General features: G+C 71.7%; 13 protein-coding genes and 1 tRNA gene. 9 read left to right on the top strand and 5 right to left on the bottom strand.

Annotated features, from left to right (window positions below):
* The first annotated feature begins 32 nt into the window (after positions 1–32).
* The 9 genes from JGS22_RS14605 to JGS22_RS14645 are packed head-to-tail and all read left to right on the top strand — an operon-like array spanning position 33 to position 9649.
* Positions 33–683 (top strand): class I SAM-dependent methyltransferase, encoded by a 651-nt coding sequence (locus JGS22_RS14605; protein ID WP_211038548.1) that lies wholly within the window; start codon positions 33–35, stop codon positions 681–683.
* Positions 684–704: 21 nt separating this feature from the next.
* The gene (locus JGS22_RS14610; protein WP_211038547.1) at positions 705–2009 is read left to right on the top strand and encodes a nucleotide disphospho-sugar-binding domain-containing protein; all 1305 of its coding nucleotides are present in this window, start codon (positions 705–707) and stop codon (positions 2007–2009) included.
* A 45-nt stretch (positions 2010–2054) separates the two neighbouring features.
* Positions 2055–3206 (top strand): DegT/DnrJ/EryC1/StrS family aminotransferase, encoded by a 1152-nt coding sequence (locus JGS22_RS14615; RefSeq protein WP_211040764.1) that lies wholly within the window; start codon positions 2055–2057, stop codon positions 3204–3206.
* A 37-nt stretch (positions 3207–3243) separates the two neighbouring features.
* On the top strand, positions 3244–3909 hold the full coding sequence (locus JGS22_RS14620) for a dTDP-4-dehydrorhamnose 3,5-epimerase family protein (RefSeq protein ID WP_211040748.1): 666 nt from the start codon (positions 3244–3246) through the stop codon (positions 3907–3909).
* Positions 3906–4979, top strand: a complete 1074-nt coding sequence (locus JGS22_RS14625) for a glucose-1-phosphate thymidylyltransferase (protein WP_211040749.1) — start codon at positions 3906–3908, stop codon at positions 4977–4979. Before JGS22_RS14620 ends, JGS22_RS14625 begins: the two co-directional genes overlap by 4 nt.
* Entirely contained in the window at positions 4976–5968 is a 993-nt protein-coding gene (gene rfbB / locus JGS22_RS14630) for a dTDP-glucose 4,6-dehydratase (RefSeq protein ID WP_211040750.1), read from the top strand. Before JGS22_RS14625 ends, rfbB begins: the two co-directional genes overlap by 4 nt.
* Complete coding sequence (gene rfbH / locus JGS22_RS14635) at positions 5965–7272, top strand: lipopolysaccharide biosynthesis protein RfbH (protein WP_308405675.1); 1308 nt, start codon at positions 5965–5967, stop codon at positions 7270–7272. The genes rfbB and rfbH overlap by 4 nt, the downstream gene beginning before the upstream one ends.
* The gene (locus JGS22_RS14640) at positions 7269–8681 is read left to right on the top strand and encodes an NDP-hexose 2,3-dehydratase family protein (RefSeq protein ID WP_211040752.1); all 1413 of its coding nucleotides are present in this window, start codon (positions 7269–7271) and stop codon (positions 8679–8681) included. The genes rfbH and JGS22_RS14640 overlap by 4 nt, the downstream gene beginning before the upstream one ends.
* The gene (locus JGS22_RS14645) at positions 8678–9649 is read left to right on the top strand and encodes a Gfo/Idh/MocA family protein (protein WP_211040753.1); all 972 of its coding nucleotides are present in this window, start codon (positions 8678–8680) and stop codon (positions 9647–9649) included. Before JGS22_RS14640 ends, JGS22_RS14645 begins: the two co-directional genes overlap by 4 nt.
* Positions 9650–9793: 144 nt before the next feature.
* On the opposite strand, the gene JGS22_RS14650 is transcribed toward JGS22_RS14645, so the two are convergent.
* From JGS22_RS14650 to JGS22_RS14670, 5 genes are all read right to left on the bottom strand, one after another.
* Complete coding sequence (locus JGS22_RS14650; protein WP_211040754.1) at positions 9794–10216, bottom strand: type II toxin-antitoxin system VapC family toxin; 423 nt, start codon at positions 10214–10216, stop codon at positions 9794–9796.
* Positions 10213–10443: a FitA-like ribbon-helix-helix domain-containing protein gene (locus JGS22_RS14655; protein ID WP_211040755.1), complete on the bottom strand. Its 231-nt coding sequence runs from the start codon at positions 10441–10443 to the stop codon at positions 10213–10215. Before JGS22_RS14655 ends, JGS22_RS14650 begins: the two co-directional genes overlap by 4 nt.
* Positions 10444–10867: 424 nt before the next feature.
* Positions 10868–10942 (bottom strand) — tRNA-His (locus tag JGS22_RS14660).
* Between the two features lie 162 nt (positions 10943–11104).
* Positions 11105–11728 carry an oligoribonuclease gene (gene orn, locus JGS22_RS14665; RefSeq protein WP_211040756.1) on the bottom strand — a complete coding sequence of 208 codons (624 nt, stop codon included), beginning with the start codon at positions 11726–11728 and terminating at the stop codon, positions 11105–11107.
* Positions 11729–12178: 450 nt separating this feature from the next.
* Complete coding sequence (locus JGS22_RS14670; RefSeq protein WP_211040757.1) at positions 12179–13528, bottom strand: helix-turn-helix domain-containing protein; 1350 nt, start codon at positions 13526–13528, stop codon at positions 12179–12181.
* Positions 13529–13577 lie beyond the last annotated feature (49 nt).

Raw genomic sequence — 13577 nt, forward strand, 5'->3', positions numbered from 1 at the left:
CGACGTACGAGACAGGCAATCCGGGAGAGACCATGAGCGAGCCACTGCCACCGGCCGCCGGACATGGTGTGCACCCGCAGCCGTCCGGCAGCGGCGTGGAGATCTTCGAGCGGCACTACGCCGGTGAGCCGGGAGCGGGTTGGGAGATCAACCGGCCCCAGTCCACGCTCGTACGGCTCGTCGAGGGGGGCGCCCTGCGCGGGCGCGTGCTCGACGTCGGTTGCGGAAGCGGCGACAACGCCCTGCTGGCCGCCGCGCACGGGCTGGAGACCACCGGCGTCGACGCCGCCCCCAGCGCGATCACCCTCGCCAGGGGCAAGGCTCGTGAACGCGGCCTCGACGCCCGTTTCCTGGAGTGGGACGCGCTCCGACTGGACACCCTGGACGAGCAGTTCGACACCCTCGTCGATGTCGGCCTCTTCCACTGCTTCCCTCCGCAGGACCGCCCTCTGCTCGCCCGCAGCATGGCCTCCGTCGCGGCACCCGGCGGGCGTTGCTACCTGATGTGCTTCAGCGACCGGCAGCCGGGCACCTGGGGCCCGCAGCGCGTTCCCGAGCAGGCCCTGCGGGAAGCCTTCACCGGTGCCGGTTGGCGTGTGGACACGCTGGAGCCGGCCGAACTGGACGTGGCGTTCGACCCTGGCGTCGCCCAGGCATGGTTCGCGGTCATGACCCGTGTCTGAGCGAGCCGGAGAGAGACCACCATGCGCGTCCTGATCTGCGTCTGGCCGGCGGCAGCCCATCTCTATCCCGGTGTGCCGCTGGCCTGGGCCCTGCGTGCCGCGGGCCACGAGGTGCGCGTCGCCTCACACCCCTCGCTGGCGGGCGCCGTCAACGGCGCGGGACTCACGGCCGTCCCGCTCGGGGACGAGCGAACGCTGCCGGAGCCGCTGGGAGCGGGCCGCGCGGTCTCCCCGGACGTCGCCGCCGACCTCGAACAGATCACCAAGACCCTGGACCTGAGCGGCCACGAGCGCTACCTCTGGTCCTACCACCGCGACTACATGCTCCCCGCGCTGCGGGACTTCCAGCCGCCGACGGCACGTGCGGACGAACCGCAGCCCGCCCTCGACGCACTCGTCGGCATCTGCCGCTCCTGGCGGCCCGACCTGGTCCTGTGGGATCCGACGATGCCGGCCGCAGGAGTCGCGGCCCAGGTCTCCGGCGCCGCCCACGCCCGTTTCGTGTGGGGGCCCGACCTGTTCGGCTGGGCGCACGAGCAGTACGCCCGGGGCACGGAGCAAGCCGGTGGGGCACTCACCGCCCAGGAGCCGCTGACCGCCTCCGTCACACCCATGGCCGCACGCTACGGACTCGCCGTGACGGACGAACTGCTGCTCGGCCAGTGGACGGTGAACCCCGTCCTGGAGGCGATGCGGCTGCCGACGCGTGCGCGCACCGTGTCCGTGCGGTGGGTTCCGTACACCGGGAGCAGCACGCTGCCCGAATGGCTGTACGGACCATCGGCCGGGCCACGGGTCGCCATCACGCTCGGCTCCTCCGTCCGCGCCTGGTCGCAGGAGAGCGGCCTTCTGGTCAACCGGGTCCTGGAGATGGTCGACGGTCTGGATGTCGAGGCGGTCGCCACCCTGGACGCGACCCAGCTCGCGGTGGCCGACCGGATCCCCGACAACGTACGGGTCATCGACTACGTCCCGCTGTCCGAGCTGCTGCCGACCTGCTCGGCAGTGATCCACCACGGCGGACACGGCACCTTCGGCGCAGCACTCGCCGCGCGGATCCCGCAGTTCGTCGTGATGGATCCGCGCTACCCCATGGAAGCACCGCTGACCAGCCGGTTCCTCGTCAGCAGCGGGGCCGGCACCGGCGTGCGCGCCGATCGCCACTCGGGCGCCGAACTCCGCGCGGGACTGGCACGGCTCATCGGCGAACCCTCGTTCGCCGACGCCGCGTCCGGCTTGTACACGGATCTGCTGTCGGCGCCCGGGCCGAGCGAGACCGTCCCCGTCCTGGAGCGCCTCACCCACCACCACCGGGCCCGGGTCTGAACCCGCCCGCCACCCACTGTGGTCCCCAACCGTGAGGAAGCCCGCGTGATCAACGTCTTCCAGCCGAGCCTCGGTGAGGCAGAGCTTGCGGCGCTGTCCGAGGTGTTCGCCTCGAACTGGCTCGGCCACGGCCCGAGAACCCGCGCGTTCGAGGCACAGTTCGCCGACCACATCGGCGCCGAAGCGGACAGCCTGCTGTTCCTCAACTCCGGTACGGCGGGCCTCTTCCTCGCCACCGAGCTGCTGGAGCTCGGCCCCGGCGACGAGGTGGTGCTGCCGTCGGTCTTCTTCGTGGCCGCCGCCAACGCCATCGCCGCCACCGGCGCCCGGCCCGTCTTCTGCGACGTCGAACCGCACGGCCTCAACCCGACCGCGGAACACATCGAGCGCGCGTTGACACCGCGCACCAAGGCCGTGATGGTGCTGCACTACGGCGGCGACCCGGGCGACATCGCCCGTATCGCAGCACTGTGCACGGAGCGCGGCGTCACCCTGGTCGAGGACGCCGCCTGCGCCGTCGCCTCCACTGCGGACGGCAGGGCGTGCGGCACCTTCGGCGACATCGCCGTCTGGAGCTTCGACGCCATGAAGGTCCTGGTGACCGGCGACGGCGGCATGCTGTACGTCCGCGACCCGGACCTCGCCCGGCGCGCCCGGGTCCTCGCCTACCACGGGCTGGAGCGCTCCAGCGGTTTCGCCGGCGCACGGGTGTCCGCGCGCTGGTGGGAACTGGACGTGCAGGGATTCGGCCGCAGGGTCATCGGCAACGATCTGACGGCGGCTCTCGGCACCGTCCAGCTCGGCCGGCTGCCCGAGTCGATCGACCGGCGGCGGGCAGTCGCCGAAACCTACGACGAACTGCTCGCCGGCGCCGAGGGAATCCGGGTGCCGCCGCCGCTCGCCGCGGGCCACACCACCTCGTACTACTTCTACTGGGTCCAGATGGATCCGCTGATTCGCGACCGGGTCGCCGCGTCACTGCTGGAGCAGGACGTCTACACGACGTTCCGCTACCCGCCGCTGCACCGCGTGCCGATCTACGAGGCCGGGGACACCGAACTGCCCGGTACCGACGAGGCGGCCGACAGCACCCTGCTGCTCCCCATCCACCAGGCCCTGGGCGATGCGGAGACGCGGAAGGTGGCGGAAGCGCTGCGAGCGGCCGTCGCCGAGCACCGGGAGTCGGCCGGGATCTGAGGCGGGCACCAGCAAGTCACGACAGGGGGTACGGACAGTGCAGATCGAAGAGACGGCCGTACCGGGCGCGTATGTGGTCACGCCGGCACAACTGCCGGACGCGCGCGGCACGTTCTACGAGGTGCTGCGCACCGACCTGCTGGAGCAGGTGCTCGGCCACCCCTTCACGCCCCGGCAGATCAACCACTCCGTGTCCCGACGCGGCACGCTGCGCGGGATCCACGGCGTCGCCGTCCCGCCCGGCCAGGCCAAGTACGTGACCTGTGTGCGCGGCGCGGTACGGGACGTGGTGGTGGACCTGCGCGTCGGCTCGCCGACCTTCGGCCGCCACCACGTCACCGAGCTCGACCCGGGCTCGGGCCGCGCGGTCTACGTCCCGGACGGGGTGGGGCACGGGTTCCTCGCACTCACCGACGACGCCTGCGTCTGCTACGCCCTGTCCGCCACGCATGTGCCGGGGACGCAGATCGACATCGACCCGCTCGACCCCGAACTCGCCATCCCCTGGGGCTGCGAGGGCGCCCCGCTGCTCTCCCCGAAGGACGCGAACGCCCCGGGCCTGGCAGCGGCACGAGCGGCCGGAATGCTCGCCACCTGGCAGGCCGTCGCGCCCGGGCACCTCACCGACCCGCCGCAGGGCCACGGCGTACGGGGTGAGGGCGCACGGGGCGAAGGCACGCGCCGACGGGGGGAGAGACCATGAAGGCGCTCGTACTCGCGGGAGGACTCGGCACGCGGCTGCGGCCGTTCACCGAGACCATGCCCAAGCAGCTCATGCCCATCGCCAACCAACCGGTCCTCGAACACGTGCTGACGAACATCCGCGCGCTCGGAGTGCGCGAGATCTGCGTCGTCGTCGGCGAGTGGGGGCCGGCCATCGAGGCCCGGCTGGGCGACGGCTCCCGATTCGGCGCCCGGATCACCTACCTCAGGCAGGAACAACCGCTGGGACTGGCGCACTGCGTGGCGCTCGCCCGTCCCTTCCTCGGCGATGACGACTTCGTGATGTACCTCGGCGACAACGTCGTGGAGAGCGGTGTCGCGGAGCTGGCCGAGGACTTCCGCAACCACCGCTCGGACGCCCACCTGGCGGTGGCCAGGGTCACCGACCCCCGCGCCTTCGGCGTGGCCGAACTGGACACCGAGGGGCGGGTCCTGCGGCTGGTGGAGAAGCCGAGCCGGCCGCGCAGCGATCTGGCCCTGATCGGCGTGTACTTCTTCGGACCGGCCATCCACCGGGCAGTCGCGGCCATCAGGCCCAGCGCACGCGGCGAGTTGGAGATCACCGACGCGGTGCAGAGGCTGGTCGAAGGCGGCGCCCGGGTCACCGCGGGGGAGTACGACGGCTACTGGAAGGACACCGGGAGCGTGGCCGACCTGCTCGACTGCAACAGGCGCCTGCTGGACGCGCTGGAGGGCGACGTGGGCATCGGCACCGACGGACGCAGCAGCCTGAACGGCCCGGTGCGGCTCGGCCCCGGCGCCACCGTGGTGCGCTCCGTCATCAACGGGCCGGTGGTCGTCGGCGCGGGCTCACTGATCGAGGACTGCCACATCGGCCCCGGCACCTCCATAGGCAGCGGCTGCGTGCTGCGGGGAGCCGAGCTGCGGAACTCGATCGTGCTGGACGGCGCACGGGTGACCGGGCGCTCCGGCGGCAGCGGATCGCTCATCTCCGACACCGCCGAGGTCCATCTGGACACCCCGCCGGACGCGCCGCCCGGCGCCCCCGGCGGTCAACCGAACGCACTCGCACGGGAGGTGGCGCCGTGAAGATCCTGGTCACGGGAGGAGCCGGGTTCGTCGGCTCGCACTATGTCCGCACCATGCTCGACGGGGGCTACGAAGGCTACGAGCAGGCCCGCGTCACCGTCCTGGACAAGCTGAGCTACGCCGGCAACGTCGACAACATCCCGGTGGGCCACCCGCGGCTGAACGTCGTGCGCGGCGACATCTGCGACGCGGCGCTGCTGCGCGAACTCGTGCCCGGTCACGACGCCGTGGTGCACTTCGCCGCCGAGTCGCACGTGGACCGCTCCCTGGACGCCCCCGCCGTCTTCACCCGGACGAACGTGGTGGGCACCCAGACCCTCCTGGACGCCTGCCTGGCCGCCGAGGTCCCGCGGATGGTGCACATCTCCACGGACGAGGTGTACGGCAGCATCGCCGAGGGCTCCTGGAACGAGGACTCGCCGCTGCTGCCCAACTCCCCGTACGCGGCGTCCAAGGCGGCTTCGGACGTGACCGTGCGCGCGTACTGGCGCACCTTCGGGCTCGACGTCTCGATCACCCGCTGCTCCAACACCTACGGCCCGTACCAGCACCCGGAGAAGCTGATCCCGCTCTTCACGACCAACCTGCTGGAGGGCGAGCCCGTGCCCGTCTACGGCACCGGCCAGAACGTGCGCGACTGGATCCACGTGGACGACCACGCGCGAGCCGTCCAGCACGTGCTCACCGGGGGCCGGGCGGGCGGCGTCTACCACATCGGCGGCAGCCACGAGCTGAGCAACCTCGACGTCACCGAGCGCCTCCTCGCGCTGTGCGGCGCGGACAGCTCCATGATCCGCCACGTCACCGACCGCAAGGGCCACGATCTGCGCTACTCCCTCGACGACTCCAGGACCCGCGCGGAGCTGGGCTTCGCGCCACGGGTCGGCTTCGACGAAGGACTCGCCGCCACCGTCGACTGGTACCGCGACAACACGGCATGGTGGAAACCGACGAAGGACCAGGTCAGACAGGGGAGAGAGTGGACGTGAACGAGGAACACCGGACGAGGGCCCTGGAGGAGACCAGGAGGCACCACCGGAGTCTGCGCGGGGACGGGAAGTTCGTTCCCGGCGAGACGGAGATCTGGCCCTCCGGCGCCGTTCTGGACGAGGACGACCGGGCCGCACTCGTCGAGGCCGCGTTGGACATGCGCATCGCGGCCGGCCCCTACTCCCGGCGCTTCGAGTCCTCCTTCGCGCGGTTCCTGAAGCGGCGCAAGGCGCATCTGACGAACTCCGGTTCGTCCGCCAACCTGCTGGCGCTGACCGCGTACACCTCGCACCAGCTCGAAGAGCGCCGACTGCTGCCCGGCGACGAGGTCATCACCGTCGCCGCCGGATTCCCCACCACGGTGAACCCGATTCTGCAGAACGGCCTGGTGCCGGTCTTCGTCGACATCGAGCTGGGCACATACAACACCACCGCCGACCGGGTCGCCGCCGCCATCGGCCCCAAGACCCGCGCCATCATGATCGCCCACGCGCTCGGCAACCCCTTCGAGGTGGAGGAGGTCGCCCAACTCGCCGCGGACCACGGCCTGGTCTTCGTGGAGGACAACTGCGACGCGGTCGGCACCACCTACCGGGGGCGGCTCACCGGCACCTTCGGGGACGTCAGCACCGTGAGCTTCTACCCCGCGCACCACCTGACCATGGGCGAGGGCGGCATCGTCACCACCTCGAATCTGCGGATCGCGCGGATCGTCGAGTCGCTCCGCGACTGGGGCCGGGACTGCTGGTGCGAGCCGGGCCGCAGCAACACCTGCCTCAAGCGCTTCGACCACCAACTGGGCACGCTCCCACCCGGGTACGACCACAAGTACATTTTCTCGCACGTCGGCTACAACCTGAAGTCCACCGATCTCCAGGCCGCCCTCGGACTGTCGCAGCTGAACAAGCTGGACGAGTTCATCGCGGCCCGCCGGCACAACTGGCAGCGGATGCGCGACGGGTTGGACGGAGTGCCGCACATCCTGCTGCCCGAGGCGACACCGGACAGCGAACCGAGCTGGTTCGGCTTCGTGATGACGGTGGCCGAGGACGCGCCGTTCACCTGTGGCGAACTGACCGCCTTCCTGGAGAGCCGCAGGATCGGCACCCGCCGCCTGTTCGCGGGCAACCTCACTCGCCAGCCCGCGTACCGCAACCAGCCGCACCGTGTCGTCGGCGAGCTGACCAACAGCGACGTCGTCACCGAACGCACCTTCTGGACCGGCGTCTACCCCGGCCTCACCGACGAGATGACCGACTACGTCATCGCCTCGGTGCGGGAGTTCGCGGGAGGCGCCCGGTGAGCCCCGGCCGCGTGCCGCGGCCTCGTGGGGCGGCCGGTCACGGCGCCGCGGTCGCCCGTTCCCTGGCCGCCGTCGACCCGGCGACCGGGGCCCGGAGCCCGATCGAGGAGGTCACGGCCTGGCTGGCGGAGCGCCGACGGGCCCGAGCGGCGCGGGTGCGCCGCATCCCGTTCGCGGAGTTGGACGGCTGGACGTTCCACAAGGAGACCGGCGACCTCGTCCACCGCAGCGGACGCTTCTTCACTGTCGAGGGGCTGCGCGTACCCGAGGCCGACGCACCCCGGACCGACGGAGCCGGTACCCGGTGGGAGCAGCCCATCATGGTCCAGCCGGACGTGGGCGTACTCGGCATGCTCGCCAGGGAGTTCGACGGCGTCCTGCACTTCCTCACCTACGCCAAGACCGAGCCCGGCAACCCGGGCCTGGTGCAGCTCTCTCCCACCGTGCAGGCGACGCGCAGCAACTACCAGCGTGTGCACGGGGGTTCGCCGGTACCGTTCCTCGACCACTTCGTCCTGCCCGGCCGCGGACGCCCGCTGGCCGACACGCTCCAGTCCGAGCACGGTGAATGGTTCCTCCACAAGTCGAACCGCAACGTCGTCGTGGAGACCGACGAGCACGTCGCCGAGGACCCGACCGCCGCACCGGACCACCGCTGGCTGACGCTCGGCCAGCTGGGAACGCTGCTGGGCCGGGACAACGTGGTCAACATGGACACCAGGACCGTACTGGCCTGCCTCCCCACCCCCGCCGAGGAACCCCGGGCCCTGCACACCGACGTCGAGGTGCAGTCCTGGCTGACCCGCGAGCGCGCCCGCTGCCGGGTGCGCGTCGAGTCCGTGCCGCTCGAGGGGATACGGGGCTGGGTGCGCGAGGCGGAGTGCATCCGCCACGTCGAGGACCGCGGCTTCCGCGTGATCGCCGCCGCCGTCGAGGCCGAGGGCCGCGAAGTGGGCGGATGGACGCAGCCGCTCTTCGAGCCGCGCGCCCGCAGCGTCAGCGCCTTTCTCGTCCGCCACTTCGACGGCACACCGCACCTGCTGGCGCAGGCCCGCCCGGAGGACGGACTGCTGCACACGGTCGAGGTCGCCCCGACGGTGCAGTACGCGCCGGACGGCCACGGGCAGCGCCCTCGGTACGCCGACCTCGTCGAGACCGCGGACAGCCGGGACGTGCTCTACACGGCCGTGCACTCCGAGGAGGGCGGCCGGTTCCTGAACGCCGAGAGCCGCTGCCGGTTCGTGTCGGTGGACGGGCTCACCGACCCGGCGCTCCTCGATCCACCACCCGAGTACACCTGGATCACACCGGGCCAACTCGGCGACCTCGTGCGTGCCGGACACCAGGTCGCCGTCCAGGCGCGCAGCCTGCTCGCCGTGCTCAACTCGGGGGCGGTGACGCTGTCATGAGCGAACCGGTACGGATCGCCGTCCTCGGAGCCGCCTCCGAGTTCGCCCGCCGCCGCATGCTGCCCGCGTTCGCCGCCTCCCACGAGGTCACGCTGGCGGCCGTGGCCAGCCGGGACCCGGGCAGAGCGGCGGAGACGGCCGCGGAGTACGGCTGCCGGGCATTCGGGTCCTACGCGGACCTGCTGGCGGACGACACCGTCGAGGCCGTCTATCTGCCGCTGCCCTGCGGGCTGCACGCGCGCTGGGCCAGGGACGCGCTCCTCGCGGGCAAACACGTGCTGGTGGAGAAGCCCGTCGCGATGTCGGGGCCGGAAGCGGCCGAGCTCTCCGCGCTCGCCCGCGAACGAGGACTGGCCCTGACGGAGAACGTGCTCTTCGTCCATCACTCCCAACACCGGGCGGCGCTGCGGTACGTCACCGAGGGCGCGATCGGGCGACTGCAGAGCTTCGAGGCGACGTACACGGTGCCCCGCAGGCCCGCGTTCGACATCCGCTACCAGCCCGCGCTGGGCGGCGGCGCGCTGTGGGACACCGGCGTCTACCCGGTCCGCGCGGCGCTGCACCTGGCAGCGCCTGGCCACTCGCTGCGGTTGGTGGGCGCCGTCGCACGCCGTGGGCCGGGCGACACGGTCGACACCTCGGGCTCGGCGCTCCTGGACGGCGGCAACGGCCTCGCCCTCCAACTCACCTACGGCCTCGACCACTCCTACCGGAGCAGCTACACGTACCAGGGCAGCGAGGGGCGCCTCACCGTCGACCGGGCGTACACCCCGCCCGCCGACCATCTGCCCGAAGTGCGGCTGGAACGCGGCGGGGAGGTGACCCGGATCCCCCTCGCCGCCGACGACCAGGTCGACAACGCCGTCACGGCCTTCGCCGAAGCCGTCCGCACCGCGGCGCATCCGGACCCCGAGATCCTGCGGCAGGCGGAACTGCTGCAGGAGATCAGCCGCGCCGGTTCCGGCTGAGCCGCTCCGTTCCCGGCCCCCGTGCACCCGCCGCAGCCGGCCCCGCACTCACCTCGGCCACCGCTGAGGACGGGCGCGGGGCCGGCTCGAGCACCCGGAGACCGTTCATGGGTTCTGCAACCCTGCACGTTGGTGCTGTTGGGGTCACGTGCTGGATCCCTCGAAGGTTTCGACCGTGCAGCGTGCTGCCCCGCTGCGCTTGATTCTGGCGTCGCTGGTGACAAGCGGAACGCCGAAGCGCTCGGCGAGGGCCACGTAATGCGCGTCGTAGACGGAGAGGTTGTTCGACAGCTCGCGTACGCGCCGCCACAGGACCAGCGTTGGGTGCAGGTCGAGAGCGAGGGCCTGGTAATCGGTGATCGCTTTCACCGCCTCCTTCTCTGTGATCTTCGGCTTGCCTCCTCGCCGTCCGCGGGCCAACCCGAAGGCGGCCGAGGTGATCTCGTAGTCCAGCAGGCCCGGCGCTGCGAGAGCATCGGCGCGACCCACCCGCTCACGGATCGCGGTTCCGGTCGTGCCGTGATCGAGGAGGAAGTGCACGAGGCTGGAGCAGTCAATGACGATCAACGTCGGTTCCGCCCGTCCTCGATGGTGTCGAGGATGTCGTTCGTGCTGAGCTCAGTACGGGCTTCCCGTTCGAGGCGTGTGGCCATCTCCGCGAGGGTGGGCTTACCGACCTCCCGGGCGAGCAGGTCCAGGGCGTACGCCTGGAGCGACTGGCCTGCCTGCGCGGCGCGGACCTTCAGGGCGTTGACTGTGTCGTCCGGGACGTCCCGGATTGTAATCGCGGGCATAACTGCAAGTTAGCAGCCATGCAGGCGATATGCAGCTCGCGGCTGCCCTGCATGCTGGCGCCGTCCCGATGTGGAGCACAGGTTTCGGCTGTTCCGGCAGACCTGAGCTGGGGCCTGGCCACCCGCCGGGCCGCATCGGAGGCCGCGCCTTGCCGAGGTCCCAGGCGCTGCCCGGGGTGGGCCTTGCCAGGAGCGGTGGCGGCAGCTCCGCCTCCGCCCGTCACTCACTTGGGGCTCGGCAGCGACGTTCTTCGGGGAACGGGACGATGCATGAGCGAGGAGTGACGTTCTGCATCCGAAAAAGCTGGCCCGGCGCGAGGTGGTGGCGGCTTGGGGCGCTCACGAGGCGCCGATGTTTGGCCATGGCCAAACGCAGAAAAAGCCCGTGACCTGTGTTTCCACAGGTCACGGGCCTCTCGGTGGAGGGTGAATGACGGGACTTGAACCCGCGACATCCTGGACCACAACCAGGTGCTCTACCGACTGAGCTACATCCACCACGACCGGCTGCGGAAAGTGCCTTTCCGTACCGGCCGATATGAAGTGTACAGGGTCTGCGCGGGTGCTCGCGCACCCCTTTACCCTCGCTTCCCGCAGGCCCCGCGGTGCGCCCGTACCAGCTGCCCGTACCCGCTGGGCCCGGACGCTCCGCGCGGCAGGATCAGGCGGGCTGCTCGGGTTTCGGCTCCGCCGGCAGCACGTGCCGGGCGGCGATCGCCTTGGCGGTCTCGGAGTCCGGGCCGGGGTGCGGGACGAAGACCGCTTCCCGGTAGTAGCGCAGCTCCGCGATCGACTCCCGGATGTCGGCGAGCGCGCGGTGATTGCCGCTCTTCTCCGGGCTGTTGAAGTACGCGCGGGGGTACCAGCGGCGGGACAGCTCCTTGACCGAGGAGACGTCCACGATCCGGTAGTGCAGATGGCTCTCCAGGGTGCGCATGTCCCGCGCCAGGAAGCCCCGGTCGGTGCCGACGGAGTTGCCGCACAGCGGCGCCTTCCCCGCGTCCGGCACATGGTCCTTCACGTAGGCGAGCACCTGCTCCTCCGCCTCCGCAAGGGACGTGCCGCCCTCCAGCTCCTCCAGCAGCCCGGAACTGGTGTGCATGGCGCGCACCACCTCGGGCATCTGCGCCAGCGCCTCGGCCGGCGGTCGGATGACGATGTCCACCCCCTCGCCGAGGATGTTGAGCTCCGAGTCGGTCACCAGCGCGGCCACCTCGATGAGCGCGTCGTCGGACAGCGAGAGACCGGTCATCTCGCAGTCGATCCACACCATGCGATCGTTCATGCCGATCACCCTACGTGGCACTTCGCCGAGGGTCTGCCCTCCCGGAGCACCGGAACGAATCGGCCTCGCCGAGCGGGAGCCGGCCACCGGGAAACCGGCCGCGGATCGTCACCGCCCTGCCGCCGTGCGACGGGGCCCGTACTGCCCGCGGTACGCGAACGCCCTTGGCGTGCGGGGCGGTTGGCGCAGGCCGAGGTGGCCCGCACCGAACCCCCAAGCCCGTGTCGGACGGCGCGCCCGGCTGCACCGGGCGGACCGCCGGATGGCAGTGCAGTGGCCCGGCAGAGCGACAGCCGAGGCGGCGGGCCGTTCAACAGCCCGACCCGGCAGCGCAACCCGGCAGTCCGAACCAACCGGCCGCAGCCCGGCGGCTGTCCAGTCGGCCCGGCCCGTGCGACGACCGGGCCGTGCGACGACCGGGCCGTGCGACGACCGGGCCCGGGCCGGAGGTCAGCCGCGGGTGCGCCTGCCGGGTGTACGCGCGACGTACATCGCCGACTCGGGCTTGCCCTGCTCCGGCACGGAGGCGGAGATCAGCCCGGCCGTAAACATTCCGGCCCCCTCGCTCCGCCCCGCCCGCAGCTGCTCGGGCCGTACGCCGTCCGGCCGCCCCGTGTCGGTACGCACGTCGGGGCGCGCCTCGCCGGGGCGCTGTTCGGTGCGCGGCATCTCGCCGCGCGCGCCCTCGGTGCGCGCGGGCGGCACCCGGTACTCGGTCGTGGTGGCCACCGCGACCGTACTGTCCGCCGACTCGGCGGCGCCGGCCGCGCCGGGACGCCGTACGCGGTATGCGGCCCGGTACGCGGCCGGCGAGGAGCCGAGCTGCCGCCGGAAGTGGCCGCGCAGCGCCACCGGAGAACGGAAGCCGCATCGCGCGGCCACCTCGTCCACCGAGTAGTCGGTCGTCTCCAGCAACCGCTGGGCCTGGAGCACGCGTTGGGTGATGAGCCACTGGAGCGGGGCACTGCCGGTGAGCGTCCTGAACCGGCGGTCGAAGGTCCGCCTGCTCATGTACGCGCGCGCGGCGAGCGTCTCCACGTCGAACTGCTCGTGCAGATGCTCCAGCGCCCAGGCGACGACCTCGGCGAGCGGGTCGGTGCCGATCTCCTCCGGTAAAGACCTGTCCAGCCGGTGCAGTTGACCCATGTCCGCGGCGTTGCCCCGCCGCGGGGGCACGACCAGCCGCCGGGCGAGTGCGCCGGCGGCCTCCGCGCCGTGGTCGGTGCGGACGACGTGCAGGCAGAGGTCGATTCCGGCCGCGGTGCCGGCGGAGGTGAGGATGTCCCCGTCGTCGACGTACAGCTCCCGGGGGTCGACGTGGACCGCGGGGTAGCGCTTGGCGAGGGTGGGCGCGTACATCCAGTGGGTGGTCGCGGGGCGGCCGTCCAGCAGACCGGCTGCGGCCAGGACGAAGGCACCGGTGCACAGGCCCATGATCCGGGCGCCCTCCTGGTGCGCTCGACGCAGTGCCTCGACCGCGGCCGGAGGTGGCGGCTGGGTGATGGAGCGCCAGGCCGGGACGACGATGGTGCCCGCGCGGGCGATGGCGTCCAGCCCGTGCGGCGTGGTGAGTTCGAGGCCGCCGGTGGTGCGCAGCGGGCCGTCCTCGCCCGCGCAGACCAGCAGCCGGTAACGCGGCACCCCGGCGTCCTGCCGGTCGATGCCGAATACGGACAGCGGGATCGAGCTCTCGAATATCGGTCCGCCGCCGAACAGGAGCACCGCCACGATCTCGCGGCGCCGCCGGGTGGCGAGCTTCCTTGTAGTCGTCGCGGGGCCGTGCGTTGGGTCCTGGCTCATTGTCCTAAGCCCCCCTCAGGTTGGTCGCGTCCTCTCGGTCCTGCACGGT

It is taken from the genome of Streptomyces tardus (assembly GCF_018101125.2).
Taxonomy (GTDB): Bacteria; Actinomycetota; Actinomycetes; order Streptomycetales; family Streptomycetaceae; genus Streptomyces; species Streptomyces tardus.